At 41.3% G+C, this 21,493-nt stretch carries 19 protein-coding genes and 6 tRNA genes; 23 read left to right on the forward strand and 2 right to left on the reverse strand.

The genetic code is table 11. The annotated features are described in order from the left end of the window. The first annotated feature begins 453 nt into the window (after nt 1-453). The 20 genes from tpiA to J2743_RS11640 all read left to right on the forward strand — a co-directional run bounded on the left by tpiA (nt 454) and on the right by J2743_RS11640 (nt 17,253). Complete coding sequence (gene tpiA / locus J2743_RS11545) at nt 454-1,131, forward strand: triose-phosphate isomerase (protein ID WP_209627368.1); 678 nt, start codon at nt 454-456, stop codon at nt 1,129-1,131. 57 nt (nt 1,132-1,188) lie between these two features. After that, nucleotides 1,189-2,421 carry a phosphoglycerate kinase gene (locus J2743_RS11550; protein WP_209627369.1) on the forward strand — a complete coding sequence of 411 codons (1,233 nt, stop codon included), beginning with the start codon at nt 1,189-1,191 and terminating at the stop codon, nt 2,419-2,421. A 211-nt stretch (nt 2,422-2,632) separates the two neighbouring features. Continuing rightward, nucleotides 2,633-2,706, forward strand: a tRNA-Thr gene (locus J2743_RS11555). A 74-nt stretch (nt 2,707-2,780) separates the two neighbouring features. After that, a tRNA-Pro gene (locus J2743_RS11560) sits at nt 2,781-2,855 on the forward strand. 33 nt (nt 2,856-2,888) lie between these two features. Beyond that, nucleotides 2,889-2,962 (forward strand) — tRNA-Tyr (locus J2743_RS11565). 174 nt (nt 2,963-3,136) lie between these two features. Continuing rightward, a tRNA-Asp gene (locus J2743_RS11570) sits at nt 3,137-3,208 on the forward strand. Between the two features lie 7 nt (nt 3,209-3,215). Further along, nucleotides 3,216-3,289, forward strand: a tRNA-Lys gene (locus J2743_RS11575). A 24-nt stretch (nt 3,290-3,313) separates the two neighbouring features. Next, nucleotides 3,314-3,550: a DNA-directed RNA polymerase subunit H gene (locus tag J2743_RS11580; protein WP_209627370.1), complete on the forward strand. Its 237-nt coding sequence runs from the start codon at nt 3,314-3,316 to the stop codon at nt 3,548-3,550. 188 nt (nt 3,551-3,738) lie between these two features. After that, nucleotides 3,739-5,229 (forward strand): DNA-directed RNA polymerase subunit B'', encoded by a 1,491-nt coding sequence (locus J2743_RS11585; RefSeq protein WP_209627371.1) that lies wholly within the window; start codon nt 3,739-3,741, stop codon nt 5,227-5,229. A gap of 79 nt (nt 5,230-5,308) precedes the next feature. Further along, nucleotides 5,309-7,120, forward strand: a complete 1,812-nt coding sequence (gene rpoB, locus J2743_RS11590; RefSeq protein ID WP_209627372.1) for a DNA-directed RNA polymerase subunit B — start codon at nt 5,309-5,311, stop codon at nt 7,118-7,120. Nucleotides 7,121-7,177: 57 nt separating this feature from the next. Beyond that, the gene (locus J2743_RS11595; protein ID WP_209627373.1) at nt 7,178-9,793 is read left to right on the forward strand and encodes a DNA-directed RNA polymerase subunit A'; all 2,616 of its coding nucleotides are present in this window, start codon (nt 7,178-7,180) and stop codon (nt 9,791-9,793) included. 67 nt (nt 9,794-9,860) lie between these two features. Then, nucleotides 9,861-11,012, forward strand: coding sequence for a DNA-directed RNA polymerase subunit A'' (gene rpoA2, locus J2743_RS11600; protein WP_209627374.1), 1,152 nt, complete (start codon nt 9,861-9,863; stop codon nt 11,010-11,012). Nucleotides 11,013-11,023: 11 nt separating this feature from the next. Further along, entirely contained in the window at nt 11,024-11,320 is a 297-nt protein-coding gene (locus J2743_RS11605) for a 50S ribosomal protein L30e (RefSeq protein ID WP_209627376.1), read from the forward strand. Nucleotides 11,321-11,324: 4 nt separating this feature from the next. After that, complete coding sequence (locus J2743_RS11610; protein ID WP_209627379.1) at nt 11,325-11,756, forward strand: NusA-like transcription termination signal-binding factor; 432 nt, start codon at nt 11,325-11,327, stop codon at nt 11,754-11,756. Nucleotides 11,757-11,870: 114 nt separating this feature from the next. Continuing rightward, a complete protein-coding gene (locus J2743_RS11615; RefSeq protein ID WP_209627381.1) occupies nt 11,871-12,296 on the forward strand; it encodes a 30S ribosomal protein S12 in 426 nt (141 codons plus the stop codon). A gap of 13 nt (nt 12,297-12,309) precedes the next feature. Beyond that, nucleotides 12,310-12,873: a 30S ribosomal protein S7 gene (locus J2743_RS11620; RefSeq protein ID WP_209627383.1), complete on the forward strand. Its 564-nt coding sequence runs from the start codon at nt 12,310-12,312 to the stop codon at nt 12,871-12,873. A 55-nt stretch (nt 12,874-12,928) separates the two neighbouring features. After that, a complete protein-coding gene (locus J2743_RS11625; protein WP_209627385.1) occupies nt 12,929-15,121 on the forward strand; it encodes an elongation factor EF-2 in 2,193 nt (730 codons plus the stop codon). A gap of 239 nt (nt 15,122-15,360) precedes the next feature. After that, nucleotides 15,361-16,602 carry a translation elongation factor EF-1 subunit alpha gene (gene tuf / locus J2743_RS11630; protein ID WP_209627388.1) on the forward strand — a complete coding sequence of 414 codons (1,242 nt, stop codon included), beginning with the start codon at nt 15,361-15,363 and terminating at the stop codon, nt 16,600-16,602. 85 nt (nt 16,603-16,687) lie between these two features. Continuing rightward, nucleotides 16,688-16,996, forward strand: a complete 309-nt coding sequence (gene rpsJ, locus J2743_RS11635; protein ID WP_004030104.1) for a 30S ribosomal protein S10 — start codon at nt 16,688-16,690, stop codon at nt 16,994-16,996. Nucleotides 16,997-17,168: 172 nt separating this feature from the next. After that, nucleotides 17,169-17,253: transfer RNA gene (locus tag J2743_RS11640), tRNA-Ser, on the forward strand. A 136-nt stretch (nt 17,254-17,389) separates the two neighbouring features. Here the strand turns inward: J2743_RS11640 and J2743_RS11645 are convergent. Next, nucleotides 17,390-18,043 (reverse strand): hypothetical protein, encoded by a 654-nt coding sequence (locus tag J2743_RS11645; RefSeq protein ID WP_209627391.1) that lies wholly within the window; start codon nt 18,041-18,043, stop codon nt 17,390-17,392. A gap of 244 nt (nt 18,044-18,287) precedes the next feature. Between J2743_RS11645 and J2743_RS11650 the strand changes: the two genes are divergently transcribed. The 3 genes from J2743_RS11650 (at nt 18,288) to J2743_RS11660 (ending at nt 20,538) form a co-directional block, all read left to right on the forward strand. Next, nucleotides 18,288-19,439 carry an AAA family ATPase gene (locus J2743_RS11650; protein ID WP_209627393.1) on the forward strand — a complete coding sequence of 384 codons (1,152 nt, stop codon included), beginning with the start codon at nt 18,288-18,290 and terminating at the stop codon, nt 19,437-19,439. A 395-nt stretch (nt 19,440-19,834) separates the two neighbouring features. Beyond that, complete coding sequence (locus tag J2743_RS11655) at nt 19,835-19,975, forward strand: zinc ribbon-containing protein (protein ID WP_209627395.1); 141 nt, start codon at nt 19,835-19,837, stop codon at nt 19,973-19,975. Nucleotides 19,976-20,082: 107 nt separating this feature from the next. After that, nucleotides 20,083-20,538, forward strand: a complete 456-nt coding sequence (locus tag J2743_RS11660) for a hypothetical protein (protein WP_209627397.1) — start codon at nt 20,083-20,085, stop codon at nt 20,536-20,538. 141 nt (nt 20,539-20,679) lie between these two features. On the opposite strand, the gene J2743_RS11665 is transcribed toward J2743_RS11660, so the two are convergent. Then, nucleotides 20,680-21,493, reverse strand: an 814-nt coding sequence (locus tag J2743_RS11665; protein WP_209627399.1) for a hypothetical protein, incomplete at its 5' end; no start/stop codon positions are given.

Here is a 21,493-nt window from a genome sequence, read left to right on the forward strand (position 1 = left end):
GCAATGGATACGCCCAAAGATACTATGCTACCAGTGGTAGCTCATCCGGAGCAGTAATTGCAAGTAACTAAAACTATATGTGCTACATATGGGATTAAACTTAAAATTCAACAGTTCAACGCAAAACTGTTGAAACAAACCTTCTTTTTATTTTATTTAATATTTTCAGTCAAATTATCAAATCAACACTATTTTATCTTAAGAATACGTTGTCAATGCATTCAGTAAAATCGTAAAGTTAGTATTTTTCTATAAATATTGTTATGGCAAATCTTTTTTCATTTAAATCGAACTATGCTTGAGATTGTCTTTTCCAGGTTGAATATGATAACTCAGTGGGAGAATATTTACATTTTATTGGTGCAGATTCAAGTGGTGTATGTAAACCACAATATTTTTATATTTCAGCCCTAAAAAGAAATACAGTATAATGCACATCTTAGGAGGCTGATTATGAAAATAACACAAACACCTCTGGTAATTTTGAATTTTAAAACCTATCTTGAGTCCACTGGAGAAAAAGCTCTGCAGTTGACCATGGCCTTGGAACAAGTTGCTGAAGAAACTGGAGTGCAAATGGCAGCAGCACCCCAGGGAGCAGACATCTGGAGATTATCTCAGGAAGTAAAAATACCTGTTTTAGCCCAACACATTGATCCTGTGGATGTTGGAGGTCACACTGGGAGTATGTTACTGGAATGTGCAAAAGAAGCAGGAGCGTCCGGTACACTTGTAAATCATTCTGAACAGAGGATGCAACTGGCTGACATTGACATGGTGGTCAGTAAAGCCACTGCCGCTGACATGACTAGTGTGGTATGCACCAATAACATCCAGACCAGTGCAGCTGCAGCAGCACTGCAACCGGATTTTGTAGCAATAGAACCCCCTGAATTGATTGGATCAGGAATACCTGTGTCAAAAGCTGAACCAGAGATAGTAGAAGGAAGTGTGGCTGCTATTAAAGATATAAATCCTGCTGTAAGAGTTCTATGCGGTGCAGGTATTTCCACAGGAGAAGATATGAAAGCTGCCCTGGATCTGGGAAGTGAAGGAGTACTCCTTGCATCCGGAATCATACTGGCCCCTGATCCTAAAGAGGCCCTTCTTGATTTGGTAAGTAAGATATAATTTGTAGTGTATTAAAACAACATCTGTTAATTAAATAACAGGAAAGTGGTAATCAATATGGCCCCTGATTTTTACACCATTGATGACTTTGACTTGGAAGGTAAGACAGTTCTACTTAGAGTGGACATAAATTCTCCAGTTGATCCTGTAACTGGATTACTCCTGGATGACACCCGCATCAGACTGCACGCAGAAACCATTGAGGAACTAGCAGAAAAAGGTGCTAAAACGGTTTTACTTGCTCATCAAAGCCGTCCAGGTAAAAATGACTTCACCACACTCCAGCAACATGCTGAAACTCTTTCGAATCTTCTTGACAGACCAGTGGGCTATGTGGATGATATTTTCGGCAGCAATGCCAGAGAAACCATAAACGCTCTTAAGAAAGGTGAAATTCTTCTTCTGGAAAACGTACGTTTCTATTCAGAGGAAATACTCCAACGAGAACCACCACAACAGGCTGAAACACACATGGTAAGGCAGCTATCACCCTTAGCAGACATATTCATCAACGATGCCTTTGCTGCAGCCCACCGTTCCCAACCATCAATGGTAGGATTTGCTCTTAAAATGCCATCTGCAGCAGGTAGGGTGATGGAAAGAGAACTTAAATCATTATACAGTGCAGTTAGTAATGTGAAACGGCCATGTGTTTATGTTTTAGGTGGAGTAAAGGTGGATGACTCTATAATGGTCATGGAAAATGCTCTAAAATCAGGCAGTGCTGATTACATCCTCACCACCGGTTTGGTTGCCAACATATTCCTCTGGGGTGGGGGAGTGAACATACGCAATTACAACCGGAAATTCATAGAAGACAGAGATTACTGTGAATATGTTAAAAAGGCCAAAAAACTTTGTAAAAAATTCAACGACCAGATAATGGTTCCCACAGATCTTGCGGTTTGTAAGGATGATAAACGATTGGAATACCCTGTGAATAAACTTCCTAACCTGCCCATATATGATTTGGGCACTGAAACTACCACGGAATATGCTCGTATCATCAGGAAATCCCGTACTATATTTGCAAATGGACCTGCAGGTGTTTTTGAGAAGGAAGGGTTCAGTCAGGGTACTGAAGATATCTTAAATGCAATATCTTCTTCACCAGGATTTTCCATTATAGGGGGAGGACATCTGGCAGCAGCTGCCAATAAAATGGGGTTAACAGGAATCAGCCATATAAGCAGTGGAGGTGGAGCTTCCATCAACCTTATCGCAGGTGCAAGACTTCCTGCAGTGGAAGTACTCAGGGAATCAGCATCAAGAAGTAAAGTTAAACTTTAACATGTTAAATTTTCTTTTTATAATCTTAGGATAATCAATTTTTTATAATATATTAAAATGAAATCACATTTGAAATCAAGTATAAATACTTGAATTAACCATTAATATCACTACTAAACTATCCCACTATTGGTGTATTATAACCTTCAATTATTAGAGTTGGAACCTTTCCACCCAAAACTATATAAGGCAATATTTCAAAACTTAAAATGCCTCGGTAGCTCAGTCTGGTGGAGCGCGAGACTTGTAATCTCGTGGTCGCGGGTTCAATTCCCGTCCGGGGCTCTAACTGAGGGTAAAACATTTATAGGGAAATGTTTATCTGTAGTTAAAACATTTATCAGTGTATAATGTTATGTGGGACCATAGGGTAGCTTGGTCGATCCTTTGGGCTTTGGGAGCCTGAGACTCCGGTTCAAATCCGGGTGGTCCCATTTGAATAACACTCATGAAATCAGATGTTAGATCCCGCCTTAGCTCAATTTGGCAGAGCGTCGGACTGTAGATCCGAATGTTGCTGGTTCAAGTCCGGCAGGCGGGACTTGAAATTCTGTTATGTAAGTGGGGTCATGGTTAAACTCTAAAAAAACAGTTGCGAGTCCTTATCCATGTTATCCTGTAAACATCAAACAAACCTTTATAAGATAAGCGGTGAAAAGGAAAAGTATATAAGTAATCATATCATAAAACACTATACTCTAGTTCTGCTAAAGTTGCCCTGGTGGTGTAGGGGCTATCATGTGGGCCTGTCGAGCCCGCGACTCGGGTTCAATTCCCGGCCAGGGCGTTCTAGAGGGCCCGTAGCTCAGTCTGGGAGAGCGCTTGGCTTTTAACCAAGTGGTCGCGGGTTCAATTCCCGTCGGGCCCGTTCTGATTTTTAATGGAGGATTCAATGGTGAAGAAGGATATCTTAAAACACGAACTAGTTCCAGATCATGTTGTTTTGTCAAAGTCTGAAGTTAAAAAAGTATTAAAAAAATTGGATATCCACCCTGAACAGCTACCAAAAATAAAAGCTGATGATCCTGTAGCAAAAGCTATAGAAGCCAAACCAGGGGATATTCTCAAAATAACTAGAAAAAGCCAGACCGCTGGTAAATTTGAAACATATCGTTTGGTTTTAGATTAATGTTATGAAATTGAGCTAAGAAATGAATTCTAATATCAAGAATAATGCGAATAAATTTTTGATTATGCACGTTACATAAATTGTGTATACTTAATGATATAATAAATATATGGACTAAAAATTATTAGAAACCTTACCTTTTGGTGTTATACAATGGATAGGTATGGATTGTTTTTTGGAGGAATTTAATGGTAAAAAATGCCTGGGGACTTGTTGATACCTTTTTTGATGAATACAAACTGGTGGACCACCATATAAAATCATACAATGATTTTGTAAACCACCGAATACAGGATATTGTTGACATAACTGAGCCAATTGTTCTGGAACAGGGAGAATACTGCATAGAAACTGGGAAAGTGGAAATAAAGAAACCTTATATTAAAGAAGCAGATGGATCAAAAAGTAAGGTTTTCCCCACTGAAGCCAGACTCAGAAATCTCACCTACTCTGCCCACATGTATATGGACATGGCACTAACCAAGGGTGAAGAGGAACCACAACTGGAGAAGGTGTATATTGGTGAGCTTCCCGTGATGCTTAAATCCAACATCTGTCATTTAAATGGATTGAGCTACAATGAATTGGAAGAAAATGGAGAAGACCCTCAGGATCCTGGAGGCTACTTCATTGTAAACGGTTCAGAACGGGCAATAGTCACCATGGAAGAGATAGCACCCAACAAGATCATCCTGGAGAGAATCGGAGAAAAAGAAGATCGAAGGGCCAGAGCCATTGTAACTTCGATCAAAAGCGGATTTAGGGCGAGAATAACCCTGGAATACCGTAAACCCAGGAAAAAAGGCGTATTTTTAAGAATATCCTTCCCTTATGTGCCTGGAGAAATACCTCTAGTTGTCTTACTGCGAGCACTGGGTCTGGAAAAAGATATAGATTTGGTTAGCAGTGTTTCAGAAGAAAACGACGTACAATTCTTACTTATAGATGATATTCAAACCTCTGAAATCACCAACACCTATGATGCAATCAAATATATTGGTAACAGGGTAGCCAAAGGAATGACAGAGGAATACAGAATAAAAAGAGCGGAAGATGTCATAGATCGCTACCTACTCCCGCACATAGGAGTGGAATCAGATTCAAGAGCTGAAAAAGCGACATATCTAGCTGAAATGACAGAAATGCTTCTGCAAGTTATTTTTGATGAACGTGAACCACACGATAAGGACCACTACGCCAACAAAAGACTTCGCGTATCTGGAGACCTTATGGAAGATCTGTTCCGAGTGGCATTCACTAGTTTAACACGTGATATGACATATCAGCTCGAAAGAAGTCTGGCACGTGGTAAAGAACCCTCAGTTAAGCAGGCAGTGCGTTCCGATGTTCTCACAGAAAACATCAAGCATGCCATAGCCACTGGAAACTGGGTAGGTGGACGGGCAGGTGTAAGCCAGTTACTGGATCGAACCAGTTACATGGGAACCCTTTCCCATCTTAAACGTGTTGTTTCTCCCCTTTCAAGGAGTCAACCGCACTTTGAAGCCCGTGACTTGCACCCCACTCAGTTCGGAAAGATATGTCCCAATGAAACCCCGGAGGGACCCAACTGTGGTCTGGTGAAAAACCTGGCCATACTGGCCAAAATATCAGAGGGTTCAGATCCAGATGAACTAGAAGCAGTCATTAAAAAAGTTAAGGGCATAAACCCCATCTAAAGGGGATAAATAAAAAAAAGAAACAATTAGGAGTTTAACTTAATTTTATAATCAAAAGCCAGTTATTGGGGGCCGATTCGTGAAAAAATGTAAGGTTTATAGTAACGGGAAACTTATTGGAACTTGTGATGATCCTGAAGGTTTCGTGGAGGAAATGCGCCAGAAAAGGAGATCAGGCGAAGTTTCTTATGAAACGAATATCACTCATTACCCAGAAAACAATGAAATCTATGTATTCAATGATCCAGGAAGAACTCGAAGACCATTAATAGTGGTTGAAAACGGAGGATCACTGTTAACAGATGAACATATGCAAAAAGTGGCTGATGGAGAGATGTCATGGCAAGACCTCATAAATGAGGGAATCATTGAATATCTTGATGCTGAAGAAGAGGAAAACACCTACATCGCCATGTTCGCCGATGAACTAACTGAATATCACACTCACCTGGAAATAGACCCAGCCACCATGCTAGGAATATGTGCCGGGATCATACCCTACGCCAACCACAACTCATCCCCCAGAAACACCATGGAAGCAGGGATGACCAAACAGGCACTGGGACTTTACGTTTCCAATTACAACTTAAGAACAGACACCCGTGCACACCTCCTGCACCAACCGCAGGTCCCAATAGTTAAAACCAGGAGTATGGATGCCACACAATATGATGCAAGACCGTCCGGTCAGAACTTTGTGGTGGCAGTAATGTCATATGAGGGTTACAACATGGAAGACGCCCTCATACTAAACAAAGCATCCTTAGAACGTGGATTAGCCCGATCATCATTTTTCAGATCCTACGAAGCCTCAGAACGCCGATATCCAGGGGGACAGGAAGATAAATTTGAAGTACCAGAAAATATGGTACGCGGATACCGCTCAGAAGAAGTGTACCGCAATCTGGATGAAGATGGAATCGTGAACCCTGAGGTCAATGTGAAATCAGGGGATGTGCTAATAGGAAAAACATCACCACCCAGGTTCTTGGAGGAAATCGATGAATTCGGAACTGTGGCCGAGCGAAGAAGAGAAACCTCAGTCACAGTACGCCATGGAGAACACGGAGTGGTAGATGCAGTAATGTTAACCGAGACAGTTGAAGGAAGTAAACTGGCCAAAATAAGAGTAAGAGACCAGAGACAACCAGAATTTGGAGACAAATTCGCATCCAGACACGGACAAAAAGGAGTTGTCGGACTCATAGTTTCTCAGGAGAACATGCCTTTCACTGCTGAAGGAGTGGTCCCTGATCTAATCGTCAACCCTCACGCTATTCCTTCTAGGATGTCAGTAGGGCAGGTGCTGGAGATGCTGGCAGGTAAAGCCGGATGCATGGAAGGGCACCGTATGGATGGAACACCATTCAGTGGAACACATGAACATGAAGTAATGGATCTTTTAAGAGCAAATGGTTTCGAAACTGCTGGCAGGGAATCTCTGCATAACGGAATCACCGGGGAAAGAATAGAAGCCGAAATATTTGTTGGAGTGGCCTACTACCAGAAACTGCACCACATGACCTCAGATAAAGTATATGCTCGGTCAAGGGGACCGGTGCAGGTTTTAACCAGACAACCCACCGAGGGAAGGGCCCGTGAAGGAGGTCTAAGATTCGGAGAAATGGAAAGAGATTGTCTTATAGCTCATGGGGCTGCACTTGCCCTTAAAGAGAGATTATTGGATGAATCTGATAAATATGAAGCCATAATCTGTGGTGAATGTGGAATGGTTGCCATATATGACAGAATAAGGGATAAAAAATACTGCCCTATCTGTGGAGACTCAGAAAGTTACCCTGTAGAAATATCATACGCATTTAAACTATTATTAGACGAGCTCAAGAGCCTGTGTATATTCCCCAAACTGGTTCTCGAAGATAAAGCCTGATAATGGTATCAAACAAGAGAAGGGTCTTATTAATATATAAAAGAGGAGAGAGTAAGCTTGAAAGGAATTTTAAAGAAGATCGCCCAGATCAACTTTGGCCTGCTATCACCGGAAAACATCCGGAGAATGTCCGTTACCAAAATCGTGACTCCTGATACCTATGATGAAGATGGATACCCCATAGAAGCGGGCCTCATGGACCCCAGACTGGGAGTAATCGACCCCGGACTGAGATGCCGATCCTGCGGTTCTAAAGGAGGGGACTGCCAGGGACACTTTGGCCACATAAACCTGGCTCGACCAGTAGTACATGTGGGATTTGCAGACACCATCCACAAGGTATTACGTTCAACATGCAGTGAATGTGGAAAAGTACTGTTAACCGAGACAGAAAGAATAGACTATCGGGATAGAATTCAATCCCGTCTGCGGAATGAAGAAAGCATAACCGCGCTGGTGAAAGAAGTTTACAACACCGCACGCAGGGATAAATGCCCCCACTGTGACACAGAACAGGAAGATGTTAAAATAGATAAACCTGTCTCCATAGTAGAAGGTAACTACAAATTAACCCCCAGCGAGGTAAGGGAACGCCTGGAAAAAATCCCTGAAGAAGATTACATCTTCCTGGGTATCAACTCCAAAGTAGCCAGACCAGAATGGATGGTACTAACTGTACTGCCAGTACCACCAGTAACTGTAAGACCCTCAATCACCCTGGAAACCGGGGAACGATCAGAGGATGATTTAACTCATAAATTGGTTGATATCCTCAGGATAAACCAGCGTCTCAAGGAAAACATGGAAGCAGGAGCACCACAACTAATTGTAGAGGACCTATGGGAATTATTACAATATCACGTTACTACTTATTTCGATAATGAAGCATCAGGAGTGCCTCCAGCACGACACCGTTCAGGAAGACCACTAAAAACCCTTGCCCAGCGGTTAAAGGGGAAAGAAGGACGTTTCAGAAGCAACCTCTCTGGTAAGAGGGTGAACTTCTCAGCAAGGACAGTTATATCTCCTGACCCCAACATCAGTATCAACGAAGTCGGTGTGCCTCACATGATCGCCACTGAGGTTACTGTACCTATTTATGTCACTGAATGGAACATGGATGAAATGAAAAAATACATCCTCAACGGTCCTAAAAATCATCCTGGAGCTAACTATGTAATCCGGCCCGATGAAAGGAAAATAAGAGTTTATGATGATACCAAAGAATCAATCATTGAGAAACTGGAACCCGGATTCATTGTGGAAAGACACCTAATGGATGGGGACATTGTACTATTCAACCGACAACCATCCCTGCACAGAATGTCAATGATGGCCCACGAAGTAAAAGTCTTACCATATAAGACTTTCAGACTCAACCTTTGCGTCTGTCCACCATACAACGCTGATTTTGATGGGGACGAAATGAACATGCACGTCTTCCAAACTGAAGAATCACGTGCCGAGGCAAAATCCCTCATGAGAGTTCAGGAACACATTTTATCACCCCGTTTCGGTGGACCAATTATTGGAGGAATACATGATCACATTTCTGGAGCATACCTCCTCACCAGGGAAGGATCCAACTTCTCAGAGGATGACGTGTTCCAGATGCTTAAAAAATCCCAGTTACCAATACCCAAACCCAGAAACCAAGAATGGACTGGTAAAGAGGTATTCAGCTTACTGTTACCTAAAGACTTGAACATGGTTTACAAGGCAGAAATCTGCCGTAAATGTGATGAATGTCTACGTGAAGGCTGCAAGAACGATGCATATGTTGTTATAGAAAATGGTGAACTCCGATCCGGAGCCATAGATGAAAAAGCATTCGGAGCATTCTCTGGTAAAATCCTGGACTCCGTTGTTAAAGAGTACGGAACTGAACGGGCACGAGAATTCCTGGATTCAGCCACCAAACTGGCCATCTCAGGTATTATGAAAAGAGGATTCACCACCAGCACTGCAGATGAGGAAATACCACAAGAAGCCAAAGACAGGATTGAAGAACTCCTCTCCAAGGCAGAAGGAAAAGTGGAAATGTTAATCGAAGCTTACCGAAATGACGAACTGGAAGCCCTGCCTGGCCGCAGTCTCAGGGAAACCCTGGAGATGAAGATCATGCAAGTACTAGGTGAAGCCAGGGACAAATCAGGAGAAATAGCAGAAAGCTACTTTGGAATGGATAACCACGCAGTAATAATGGCATTAACTGGAGCTCGTGGATCCATGCTGAATTTAACCCAGATCGCAGCCTGTGTAGGGCAACAATCTGTCCGTGGGGGTCGTATTGAAAGAGGTTACAGCAAAAGAACCCTACCTCACTTCCAAGAAGGTGATTTGGGTGCTAAAGCCAGTGGATTTGTGCACTCAAGTTACAAGGCCGGACTGGATCCATTGGAATTCTTCTTCCACGCTATGGGAGGACGTGAAGGACTGGTGGACACTGCCATACGTACAGCACAGAGTGGTTACATGCAACGTCGACTGGTAAACGCGTTACAGGATCTTTCAGTCAGCATTGATGGAACAGTACGTGACAACCGAGGCGTGGTCATACAGACCCATTACGGTGAAGATGGAATAGACCCTGCCAAAAGCGATTACGGAAAAGTAGCAGACATTGACAGATTAATAGAAGAAATGCGTATTAAAGCTAAAGCAAGTAAATAATCAATATTTTAATTAAATGGACAACTGAAATTATAAATTTACTCACAGGTAAAATACAGGTGGTTTTGTGGATATAAAAAAAGTTGAAAAGGTGGTCAAAAAGAAAAGGGCCAAATTTCCAGAGAAACTCATCCAAGAAATAGCTGAGGCCGCTGAAAGGCATGATTTGGATGATAAAGAACTGGATGAATTGGTGAAAGAAATTAAAAGGGCCTACCTACGGTCTGAAGTGGAGTCTGGTGAGGCCGTGGGCACAGTAGCTGCTCAATCAGTGGGAGAACCAGGTACACAGATGACCATGCGTACCTTTCACTATGCAGGGGTAGCAGAACTCAACGTTACATTGGGGCTTCCCCGACTCATTGAAATCGTGGATGCCCGTAAGAAAATATCCACACCAACCATGGCCATATACTTCGACGAAGACCATGCCAGTGATGAAGAGTTCGTTCGAACCATTGCCAATAGAATAGGTAAGATAACACTCAATGACGTACTCAAAGACTTCAATGTCAACTATGCCAGCATGAACATGAACATAGAGATCGATGAAGATCAGGTGAAGGAAAAACGACTGGACTATGACGAGGTCATGGCCAAGATAGAAAAAACTTTTAAAAGTGTAGAAATAAATAACAACCTGCTGAGTTTTGAACCTAAGATTACTGATCCTAAACATGCCATTAGGGAACTCCGACTTTTAGCTGACAAGGTTCGCGATCTCCAGATAAGTGGAATTAAGAACATAGGAAAGGTCGTGATCCGAAAAGAAGGACAGGAATGGGTTATACACACCGAAGGTTCAAACTTGGGAGCTGTCCTGAAAATGGATGGTGTCGACCAAGTCAGAACCACCACCAACGATATCCATGAGGTGGAAAAGGTCCTGGGAATAGAAGCAGCTCGTAATTCTATTATACACGAGGCCCAGACCACCATGGAAGAACAGGGCCTCACTGTGGATGTCAGGCACATCATGTTAGTGGCAGATATGATGACTGCTGATGGTATAGTCAAATCCATAGGACGTCACGGTATCAGCGGTGAAAAAGCCAGTGTCCTGGCCAGGGCATCCTTCGAAGAGACAGGTAAACACCTTCTCCGGGCCAGTATCAGAGGTGAGGTGGACCATCTCACTGGAATAATTGAAAACATTATAATCGGGCAGCCAATACCACTGGGAACAGGGTCAGTTGGCGTCATCATGAAAAAGAAATAAGGAGGCAGTAGATGGACGTAGAAAGAGGAATTCGAGTAGCAGTAGACACAGGAAATGTCACACTGGGATCCAGCAAAACAATCCAGGCCCTGAAGCTTGGAAAAGGAAAACTAGTCATTATCGCAGAAAATTGCCCGCAAGAGGTAACTGAAGACGTGATGCAGTACTCCCAATTATCAGAGATCCCGGTTTACACCTTCCAGGGTAGTAGTGTGGATTTAGGATCAGTGTGTGGAAAACCATTCACTGTATCAACCATGATAGTAAATGATCCAGGAGATTCCACCATACTGGAAATAGTGGGGTAAGACTGTGACCATCAAATTCAGCACCAATGAAATAAGGTACATTGCCCTCTTTGAAAGCATGACTGGAGCAACAGTGAAAGATTGCCTGGTGGATGATGAAAATGGTAAGATCACCTTCCTGGTTAAAAGGGGAGACATGGGTCTGGCCATTGGTAAAAGAGGAAGTACCGTAGCCAAGGTGCAGAAAACAGTGGATAAGGGTGTGGAGGTAATAGAACACTCCGATGACCCTGTAGAATTCATAGCCAATTTAATGGCCCCTGCCAAAATGAGAAGTATTAGAATACTTCAAAAAGAGAACGGGGAAAAAATAGCCACACTTGAGGCTGATTCAAGGAATAAAAGAACCGCCATAGGAAAAGGTGGGCAAAATATTGAAAGAGCCAGAGTGCTGGCCAAAAGGCAGCACAATATAAATAATATAATTATAAAATAGTAAAAACCGGCAACGATCCAATTTTACTGATCAATTAAATCCCTGATCCAGGGAAATAATCCATTATAAGATCAGGGAATATTATCGTATTATGTTAACAAGGAGGAATTTCATTTGCCAGGATTATTCGCAGCAAAAAAGCTTAAAAAGAATCGACAGAGCTTCCGGTGGAAGGACACTGAATACAAACGTAAAGCATTGGGGCTAGATATTAAAGCGGACCCATTAGGAGGCGCACCCCAAGCCAGGGGAATTGTCATAGAAAAAGTAGGAATCGAAGCTAAACAGCCCAACTCTGCAATCAGGAAGTGTGTACGAGTTCAACTCATCAAGAACGGTAAACAACTCACTGCATTCGCCCCTGGAGACGGTGCTATAGGATTCATCGATGAACACGACGAAGTAGTCATTGAAGGAATCGGAGGACCATCCGGAAGATCCATGGGAGACATCCCTGGAGTCCGATGGAAAGTCACCAAGGTTAACAATGTAGCCCTGGAAGAAATGGTTAAGGGCAAAATCGAAAAACCAGTGAGATAAGCGAGGTTATGATATGAGCTTCAAAGTATTTGACAGCTGGGAACTGGAAGATGTTAAGGTAGAAGACCTGGGACTGGTCAACTACATCTGCCTGGACGAAATAATGGTCCCCCACACCATGGGAAGACACATAAAAAGACAGTTCGCCAAATCAAGAGTATCCATAGTGGAAAGATTAATGAACAAGATAATGAAAACTGAAAGGAACTCAGGTAAGAAAAATAAGGCTTACAGCATTGTGAAAGAAGCCTTCACAGTTATAAACCAGCGCACCAAAGAAAACCCCGTGCAAGTACTGGTGAAAGCAGTGGAAAACTCTGCACCCCGGGAAGAAACCACCCGTATCAAATACGGTGGAATAGGTTACCAAGTAGCAGTGGACATTGCACCCCAGCGCAGAGTGGACCTAGCCATAGGCTTTATAACAAGAGGAGCACTCCAATCTGCATTCAAAAGGAAAAAATCCGCTGGAGAATGCCTGGCTGAAGAACTCCTCCAGGCAGCAGAAGCAGACACCAGGAGTTTTGCCGTTGGTAAGAAGGAGGAAAAAGAGCGAGTGGCCAGATCAGCCCACTAAGTGGGTTCCACTAACTCATAATTTTTTTTTAAACTAATTTTTTAGGGTGATTGTTTTGAGTAGACGTACAAGAATGATCAACAAGATCAAGGAACTGATGTACGAACCGGATTACATCCGAAACATCGGTATCGTGGCCCACATTGACCACGGAAAAACCACTTTATCTGATAACTTACTGGCAGGAGCCGGTATGATATCCTCAGAACTGGCAGGAGACCAGTTATATCTGGACTTCGATGAACAGGAACAGGCCAGGGGGATCACCATCGACGCAGCAAACGTTTCAATGGTGCACAAATACAAGGAAGATGATTACCTAATCAACCTCATAGACACCCCAGGTCACGTGGACTTTGGGGGAGATGTAACCCGTGCCATGAGAGCAGTGGACGGTGCAGTAGTTGTGGTATGTGCAGTGGAAGGAATCATGCCCCAGACAGAAACTGTCCTGCGTCAGGCACTCAAAGAAAACGTGCGACCAGTACTTTTCATCAACAAAGTGGATAGGTTAATCAATGAATTAAAACTGGATCCACAGGAACTGCAGCAAAGGTTCATCAAAGTCATTGCCAATGCCAATAAACTCATCAAAAATATGGCCCCAAAGGACAAGAAAAAAGAATGGCAAGTAAAGGTAGAAGATGGAAGTGTGGCATTCGGATCTGCCTATCACAACTGGGCTATAAACATGGATATCATGCAAAAAACCGGGATAAACTTCAAAGACATCCTGGATTACTGTAACAATGAAAACCAGAAAGAACTAGCCCAAAAAGTACCCCTATCTGAGGTATTACTGGGAATGGTGGTGGAACACCTACCGAGCCCCAACACAGCCCAACCATACAGGGTGCCAAGCATCTGGTCCGGAGACATTGAAAGTGAAGAAGGCCAGGGAATGGTTAATACTGACCCAGACGGACCATTAGCCGTGATGGTAACTGATGTAAGTATAGACAAACACGCTGGAGAAATAGCCACCGGACGAGTATATGGAGGAACACTGGAGAAGGGAACGGAAATATTCATGGTGGGAAGCCATGGAAAAGCACGACTCCAGCAAGTGGGAGTATACTTCGGCCCAGAAAGAGTTAACACTGACAAAGTACCTGCAGGAAACATCGTGGCCATCACCGGAGCAAGAAACGCCGTGGCTGGGGAAACCATCTGTGACATCGAACGCAAAATCAATGCATTCGAGGGATTAGAACACATCTCCGAACCAGTGGTTACAGTTGCTGTTGAAGCAAAAAACACCAAAGACTTACCCAAACTCATTGAAGTACTCAGACAAGTGGGAAAAGAAGATCCCACAGTCAAAATGCAGATCAACGAGGAAACCGGTGAACACCTGGTAGCAGGAATGGGTGAACTCCACCTGGAGATCATCGCCTACCGTATCAATGAGAAAGGTGTGGAAATCGAAACCTCAGAACCCATCGTAGTATACCGGGAAACCATCGCTGGAACAGCCGGACCAGTGGAAGGAAAATCCCCCAACAAACACAACCGTTTCTACATAGAAATCGAACCATTAGACGAAAAAGTTTACCAGGCCATCGTTGATGGAAACATAAAAGAAGGCCGAGTTAAAGGTAAAGAACTCATCCCAGTATTCCAGGAATACGGATTACCCAAAGAACAGGCCAAAAAAGTATGGGATGTATATGATAAGAACATTTTCGTCAACATGACCCGTGGTATACAGTACCTGGATGAGATCAAAGAATTACTCCTTGAAGGTTTCGAAAGTGCCATGGACGATGGACCCATAGCCAAAGAAAGAGTTATGGGAATCAAGATTAAACTAATGGATGCCAAAATTCACGAAGACGCCGTGCACAGAGGACCAGCACAGGTTTTACCTGCCATAAGAAAAGCGGTCTATGGTGCCATAATGATGGCTGAACCCGCACTCCTAGAACCCATCCAGAAAGTATTTATCAACACACCCCAGGATTATATGGGATCAGCCACCCGTGAAATCCAGAACCGACGTGGTCAGATCCTGGACATGGGCCAGGAAGGAGACATGTCCACAGTGGAATCTAAAGTACCAGTAGCTGAGATGTTTGGATTTGCAGGAGACATCCGAAGTGCTACCGAAGGTCGTTGTCTCTGGTCCACAGAGAACTCAGGATTTGAAAGACTGCCACGTGAACTTCAAAACACAATAATACGCGAAATCAGGCAACGTAAAGGTCTATCAGAACAACCTTACGGTCCTGACCATTATTTGGGATAAAGTACTTAAACTATCCCAACCACTTATTTGATACCCCTTAATTTTTTGGGTAGTATTCTCTGATAAGTGGAGAATACCATACAAAATCTGGATATAACACTACCATTACTTCAATGGTCATCTAGATCACACATGTTACAACTGGTTAATATAAATAGTGGATTGAATAAATTCAACCAGTACGCTTAGCAAGCTCTCTAAATATTCATATTAAGAGAATTTTATTGGAGGAATATTTTATGGCTAAAGGAAAAGAACACATGAATTTAGCGTTTATCGGACACGTAGACCACGGTAAATCCACCATGGTGGGTCACTTGCTGTTACAGTCCGGAGCTATCGCTGAACAACAGTTATCTGCCGGAGAAGACAAGTTCAGATTCGTCATGGACAAACTATCCGAAGAAAGAGAAAGGGGAGTGACCATCGACCTGGCCCATGCCAGATTCGACACCCCCAAATACGAGTTCACCATTGTGGACTGTCCTGGTCACCGTGACTTCGTTAAAAACATGATCACCGGTGCCTCACAGGCAGACGCCGCAGTCCTTGTGGTAGCAATTGATGACGGTGTAATGCCTCAGACCAAGGAACACGCATTTCTAGCAAGGACCCTGGGAATCAACCAGCTCATTGTTGGTATCAACAAAATGGACCTGGTTAAATATGATGAAGAAAAATTCAACCAGCTCAAAGAAGAAGTATCAGACTTAATTAAAACTGTGGCCTACAAACCCAGTGAAATCAACTTCATACCACTATCCGCGTTTGAAGGAGATAACATAACCAAAAAATCTGATAACACTCCCTGGTACAAAGGACCTAGCTTAGTAGAAGCACTGGATGAATTCTCTGCACCAGAAAAACCAACCAACCTACCACTACGAGTACCAGTCCAGGATGTATACTCCATCACTGGTGTGGGAACCGTACCTGTGGGCCGAGTGGAAACTGGTGTAATGAAAAAAGGTGACAACGTCATCTTTGAACCACCAGGAGCAAACGGAGAAGTTAAATCCATCGAAATGCACCACGAAATGCTGGACAAAGCAGAACCCGGTGACAACGTAGGATTCAACGTCCGTGGAGTAGGTAAAAACGATATCCGCCGTGGAGACGTGGCTGGACATACTGACAACGCACCAACTGTGGCTAAAGAGTTCACGGCTCAGATTGTGGTCTTACAGCATCCGGGTGTTATCACCGTGGGTTACACTCCTGTATTCCACTGTCACACTGCCCAGGTAGCCTGTACCTTCCTGGAACTCCAGAAAAAACTGGACCCAGCCACTGGTCAGGTTAAAGAAGAAAACCCAGATTATCTGAAAACAGGGGACGCTGCCTTTGTAGTAGTGAAACCCACCAAACCTATGGTCATCGAGAAGATCAAGGACATACCACACATGGGACGGTTTGCTATCCGTGATATGGGTCAGACTGTTGCTGCTGGTATGTGCATTGACCTGGTGCCAGCAAAGTAAATCTAGGATGAATTTAATTGAAGGTAGACTGGGCTTGTCCTAGTTTACACTACCTTCTCTTTGTTTTTAATGGAGGAATAGACTAATGAACAAAGCTAGAATTAAGCTCACCGGCACCGACCCAGAGAAACTGGCCTATGTATGTGATCAACTCAAACGCATAGCAGAAAGGACCGGCGTAGATCTCTCAGGACCCATACCACTACCCACCAAGAAACTAGTAGTACCAACCAGGAAATCACCAGATGGTGAGGGAAAAGCAACCTGGGAAAAATGGGAACTTAGAATCCATAAGAGACTCGTGGGAATCGAAGCCGATGAACGGGCCATGCGACAAGTAATGAAGGTCAACGTGCCCGACAATGTGAGCATTGAAATAGAACTTCGCAGTTAAACCAAAACGACTGCCCCGTAAAAATATAATAAAAATATAAAATACTCACAGCTGAAAACAACAGCTTAAAAAAATTACCCATATTTTATATCTCTTTTTTACAGAATCAATCATTAATAGGGATAGCCAAGCCCAACCTTTTATAAAAAGGTTGATCAAAAGAAATTCACATGCCGGGATAGCCTAGCCAGGTAAGGCGCGGGACTTGAGATCCCGTGGAGCCTCGCTCCTCCAGGGTTCAAATCCCTGTCCCGGCGTACTTTGTTATAAAATATTTCAACTGTTTATTGATTTGCCAACTTTTAATTTGAGTGCTATTCTTAGATAAAAGGTGAGTATCTATTGTTTTTAAAAATAAATTATAGATGGTATATTTTATTCAGAGTGAAATTCTCACGAAAAATCCAATAAAAATTTTTCAAACTTAATACGGGCTTTTTCGTACTCTGATTTCCAGGCAGTGACAGTTTCAGGATCTATGTTTTCATTAGCCACAATTTTTAGCTTTTTGTTGAGGACGAAAGAGAATTTTTCCACCAGTAATCCAGTTTCAACACGTGATTTATCATGTTTCACCATATATTCAGTGTGGTTTTTCCATTCTAAAAATAAAGGATAAAGATCTTCAAATTCGTTCTGAGGAAATGTTTTTTCCAGCTTTTTCAGAAGGTTTAAAGTATCTGCGTTACCGCAGTTAAAATAGTTATCCAGGCTTCCTTTTCCTTTCCAACCTCTCACTACACTTAAAAACTTGTGAAATTCATTTTGAAAAGGAAATGGGGCTTCTTTAAAGAGCTCACCCTGGAGTTGTTTGATTGTTTTGGATTTGTATTCTTTCAGAAACTGTTCAAGGGCTTTATCCATGTCGTTTTTTTCATCTTGGGGAAGTATGTCAAATAAATCCCTTTTTCTCAGATAAAAAAGATGTTCTGCATCTTTTACCATCACGCCATCCTGGTACCAGTAGCAGGGGATATCCAGGCCATAACCAATCTCAGTTAGCTCACAGTCCAGTAAATACAGGAGTTTATAAACGGTTTTTATCACAGTAACCACCGCAACGTTTTTTCAAGTTATAAGCCGCATATTCCAGATGTGGGTTCGTCAATATAATAATCTCCTGCAGTTTTTCATCAATTACTGTTTATCCTGGTATAAAAACTTTCATCTTAACATAAAAACATAACGATCATACAAATTTTGTATGTTATGTATGGAAATAGTATATGGAAGTAGAAACATACAAAACATAGCGATCATACAGGTTTTGTATGTTTTGTATGGTGATTAAATGAACCCTTTTAGAAAGCGTACCGGAATATTTCCATCCTATTTTACAGGTAGAGAAAATGAATTGAGTGAATTGAGGGATATATACGAATCAACACGGCAGGGAGCAGCTGAACATATAATAGTCTATGGTCCAAAAGGTATAGGTAAAACCTGTCTCCTGCTTAAATTCCAGGATGAAATAAAAAATATCAAAGAAGTTTATCCTGTACGAATACCCCTTGTTGAGGGGAATTTCGATGACATCTACAGTTTAATAGTTGATAAATGTGCTGATGCCCTTCACATAAAAGTAAGTCATTTTTGGGATAAAATTGAATCACTGGGGTTTAATATTCCAATGGTGGCCGGATTAAACGTATCAAGGAACATACCAACCACAAGTCCATCAGTGGCAATTGAAAAAATACTAAAGACAATATACGAAGAATTAAATGGAGAAAATCCGGTATTGATCCTTTTATTTGATGATCTTCAAAGAATTATCAGTGATACTGGACCAAGCAAAGTTTTAAGTATATTGCAAAGCGCTTTGGTGGAGTTAAATCTTAAAAGGATGAATATAATGTTCGTTGCTACAGGTTCTCATGATATATTTTCACAGATACAGGATCATGTGGATTCTGCTGTACGGCTATTCGAACCATATGAACTTAAACCGCTTACATTTAATGAATTAAGGGACGCTGTAGTTATACCTGCAAAAAAAGAGGGAGTAATATTTGATGAAGATGTGATAGAGATTATTTTTGAGATTTCAGAGGGGATTCCCTATTATATGCAGGTTATAGCTTATAAATGCTTTGATGAAGCAGTTGGAAGTAAGGTGGGGGTTAAAGAGTTTGAAAAAGCATTTCCACAATCATTGAACATACTTGCCCAGAGGGAATTCAAGGGAATGTATGAAAAATCCACCACTGAAGAACGGAAAATATTAGCTTTAATGGCAGAAAGTGATAAAGAAGTATTCTCTTATGCAGATATAAAATCAGATTCTAATTTAAAATCAGAACCTTCTAATTTGTTGAAAAGGATGTTAGAAAAAAATTTGATAGTTAAAAAAGAAAGGGGTAAATATAAATTGCGTGATAGGGTATTCAAGGAGTACTTGAGAAAAACAAAGCTCTATAAAGAAAATGGAACTTTTTTATGAGTATTGTTAGATTTTTAGCAGCAACACGTCTTAATTTGTAGTTAAATAACAAGATAGAAAACTAAATGTATTTGTAAATATTATAATCTTATTGGGTGAGTAAGTCCTCTGGAAAGGATGATGTCCACGTATGTGGAGTGGGAACGAGTACGGTGGGGGTCACTTAATTCTGACTTTTTCTAGTAATAATTCTTCTGCAATGTATTGTTTTTCTTAGAACCTCTTTTTGAAGATTTAAAACATTAAAATTGAAATTATAATCGGATATATCTAAGTTCAAGATCATTTGGTGCTTTTGGTGTAAACGGTCTAATACGATTATATTATATATAAGTAATTAATTATTAATCATATCAGATCACTATTGAAATGATTTGCATAGAAAAGGTGAAAAAATGGTCTATAAATGCTGGCAAAAACCAGGAATAGGACGTTACGTTTGTTTGAATTGTGGAGAAGATTTGCATCTGGATGATGTTACTGATACATTACCGCCATGTGCAAAATGTAAGGAATGTAAGTTTGAAAAAGGTTAATATTAAATTCATTAAACAAAAATAAGTTCCCGATTAGGTTCCCGATTAGGTTCCCGATTAGGTTCCCGATTAGGGTCATGATATAATGGAAATGTAGGGAATAAAAAATGAAAAATAACCTTGTATTATGTATGTTAATTTTAGTAATTATGGCATTTTCTGGATGTACAGATAGAAATCCAAATCCAGGTAATGTTATCTATGATTTAAACATTGAATCCACACTTGATAATCCAGTGGTTGATAAATATATCATGATTACAGATGTAGATTATGTAATTATCGAATATACGGATATAACGCCTATAAACGGAATTTCATGTGATTTTCAGTTTGTAACATATGATGTACCGACTCAAACTGGACAATCATCAACCAATTATGAATCAAACATCATAGATGTTAAAAGAATTTCGACTGATTCGGCTCCAATTTCTGGATCGGTCACTTTAAATGCAAAAGGCGCAAAAAGCATCGGAATTAGGGATAGCAATGGAAAAGGAAGGGTAAAATTGATAATGAATGAAAGTAGATCATTTGACCCTTTCTACTTTTTCACATAGCTTAGTTGGTTTCTGACATTGAAAAAAACATTATAGGGTCCTAGATTAGTTTAAAATTTTAGTTTTTTATTTTAAAATTTAGTAATGGGTTTTTGATTACTTCACGATTATGTTCATGATTAAAGTTATGATTATTAGGATCTACGCCCTATCCAGTTCAACTTCAACCTCTATTTTTGATTCAAGGTAATCAGTGTTGACTCCTAATGTGGTGAAAATATCCCAGACTTCATATAATGCTATTTGCATTAATTCAACTTTTAATCTTTCATTATCTTCCGATCTGATACGATTGAATAAGCCCCTTTCAACATATTCTGCAAATATCTTTATATTCCCCTCAAGTTCCTCTTCATCTAAAAGCACCAGCACATTAACCCATTGGATTTTTGGATGAGACAAAGCAGAATTTTTAATACTTAACACTATTCTCTCTTCTATTTTATCAATACTTTCATTAATTATGGGTTTATCAAAATTTTCCAGAATATGATCGACATCATCCTCTTGGACGTCTTGTATGTTATACTTTGCCAGCAATGCAGACCTATCAACTGTTTCAGATGTTTTGTCAATTGTTTCTACTGTTTGAACAGTTTCTAATTCCTCAGTCTCCCTCTTAACCTCCTTAATCTCCAATGGTTCACTTTCAAGCATATCCCCTCCCATTTCATCATCAACATCATCTGGTTCCTCTAACTGATTAACACTTTCAGAATCTTCTTCAGGCTTTTTTGTCAAATAAAGTTCCCAAATATCTGCATCTTCGGATTCTTCTCTAGCTAAAGCCCTTTTATAGATATTTTCCTCTTCAGAACCTTTAGCAGTAGTTTTTTTATTTTCCTGCCTGAATTTTTGCATGAGTTGTTCTTTTTCTTGTTGTTCTTGTTTTTGTGCTTGTTGTATGAGTTGTTGTTGGGTGTTGTTGGTGTTTTGTGTTGTTTGTTGGTTTTGT

Source organism: Methanobacterium petrolearium (genome assembly GCF_017873625.1).
Taxonomy (GTDB): Archaea; Methanobacteriota; Methanobacteria; order Methanobacteriales; family Methanobacteriaceae; genus Methanobacterium; species Methanobacterium petrolearium.

Coding starts and splice junctions, on each gene's coding strand:
- tpiA (WP_209627368.1), top strand. CDS start 454: ATGAAAATAACACAAACACCTCTGGTAATTTTGAATTTTAAAACCTAT.
- J2743_RS11550 (WP_209627369.1), top strand. CDS start 1,189: ATGGCCCCTGATTTTTACACCATTGATGACTTTGACTTGGAAGGTAAG.
- J2743_RS11580 (WP_209627370.1), top strand. CDS start 3,314: ATGGTGAAGAAGGATATCTTAAAACACGAACTAGTTCCAGATCATGTT.
- J2743_RS11585 (WP_209627371.1), top strand. CDS start 3,739: ATGGTAAAAAATGCCTGGGGACTTGTTGATACCTTTTTTGATGAATAC.
- J2743_RS11605 (WP_209627376.1), top strand. CDS start 11,024: ATGGACGTAGAAAGAGGAATTCGAGTAGCAGTAGACACAGGAAATGTC.
- J2743_RS11620 (WP_209627383.1), top strand. CDS start 12,310: ATGAGCTTCAAAGTATTTGACAGCTGGGAACTGGAAGATGTTAAGGTA.
- tuf (WP_209627388.1), top strand. CDS start 15,361: ATGGCTAAAGGAAAAGAACACATGAATTTAGCGTTTATCGGACACGTA.
- rpsJ (WP_004030104.1), top strand. CDS start 16,688: ATGAACAAAGCTAGAATTAAGCTCACCGGCACCGACCCAGAGAAACTG.
- J2743_RS11650 (WP_209627393.1), top strand. CDS start 18,288: ATGAACCCTTTTAGAAAGCGTACCGGAATATTTCCATCCTATTTTACA.
- J2743_RS11655 (WP_209627395.1), top strand. CDS start 19,835: ATGGTCTATAAATGCTGGCAAAAACCAGGAATAGGACGTTACGTTTGT.
- J2743_RS11660 (WP_209627397.1), top strand. CDS start 20,083: ATGAAAAATAACCTTGTATTATGTATGTTAATTTTAGTAATTATGGCA.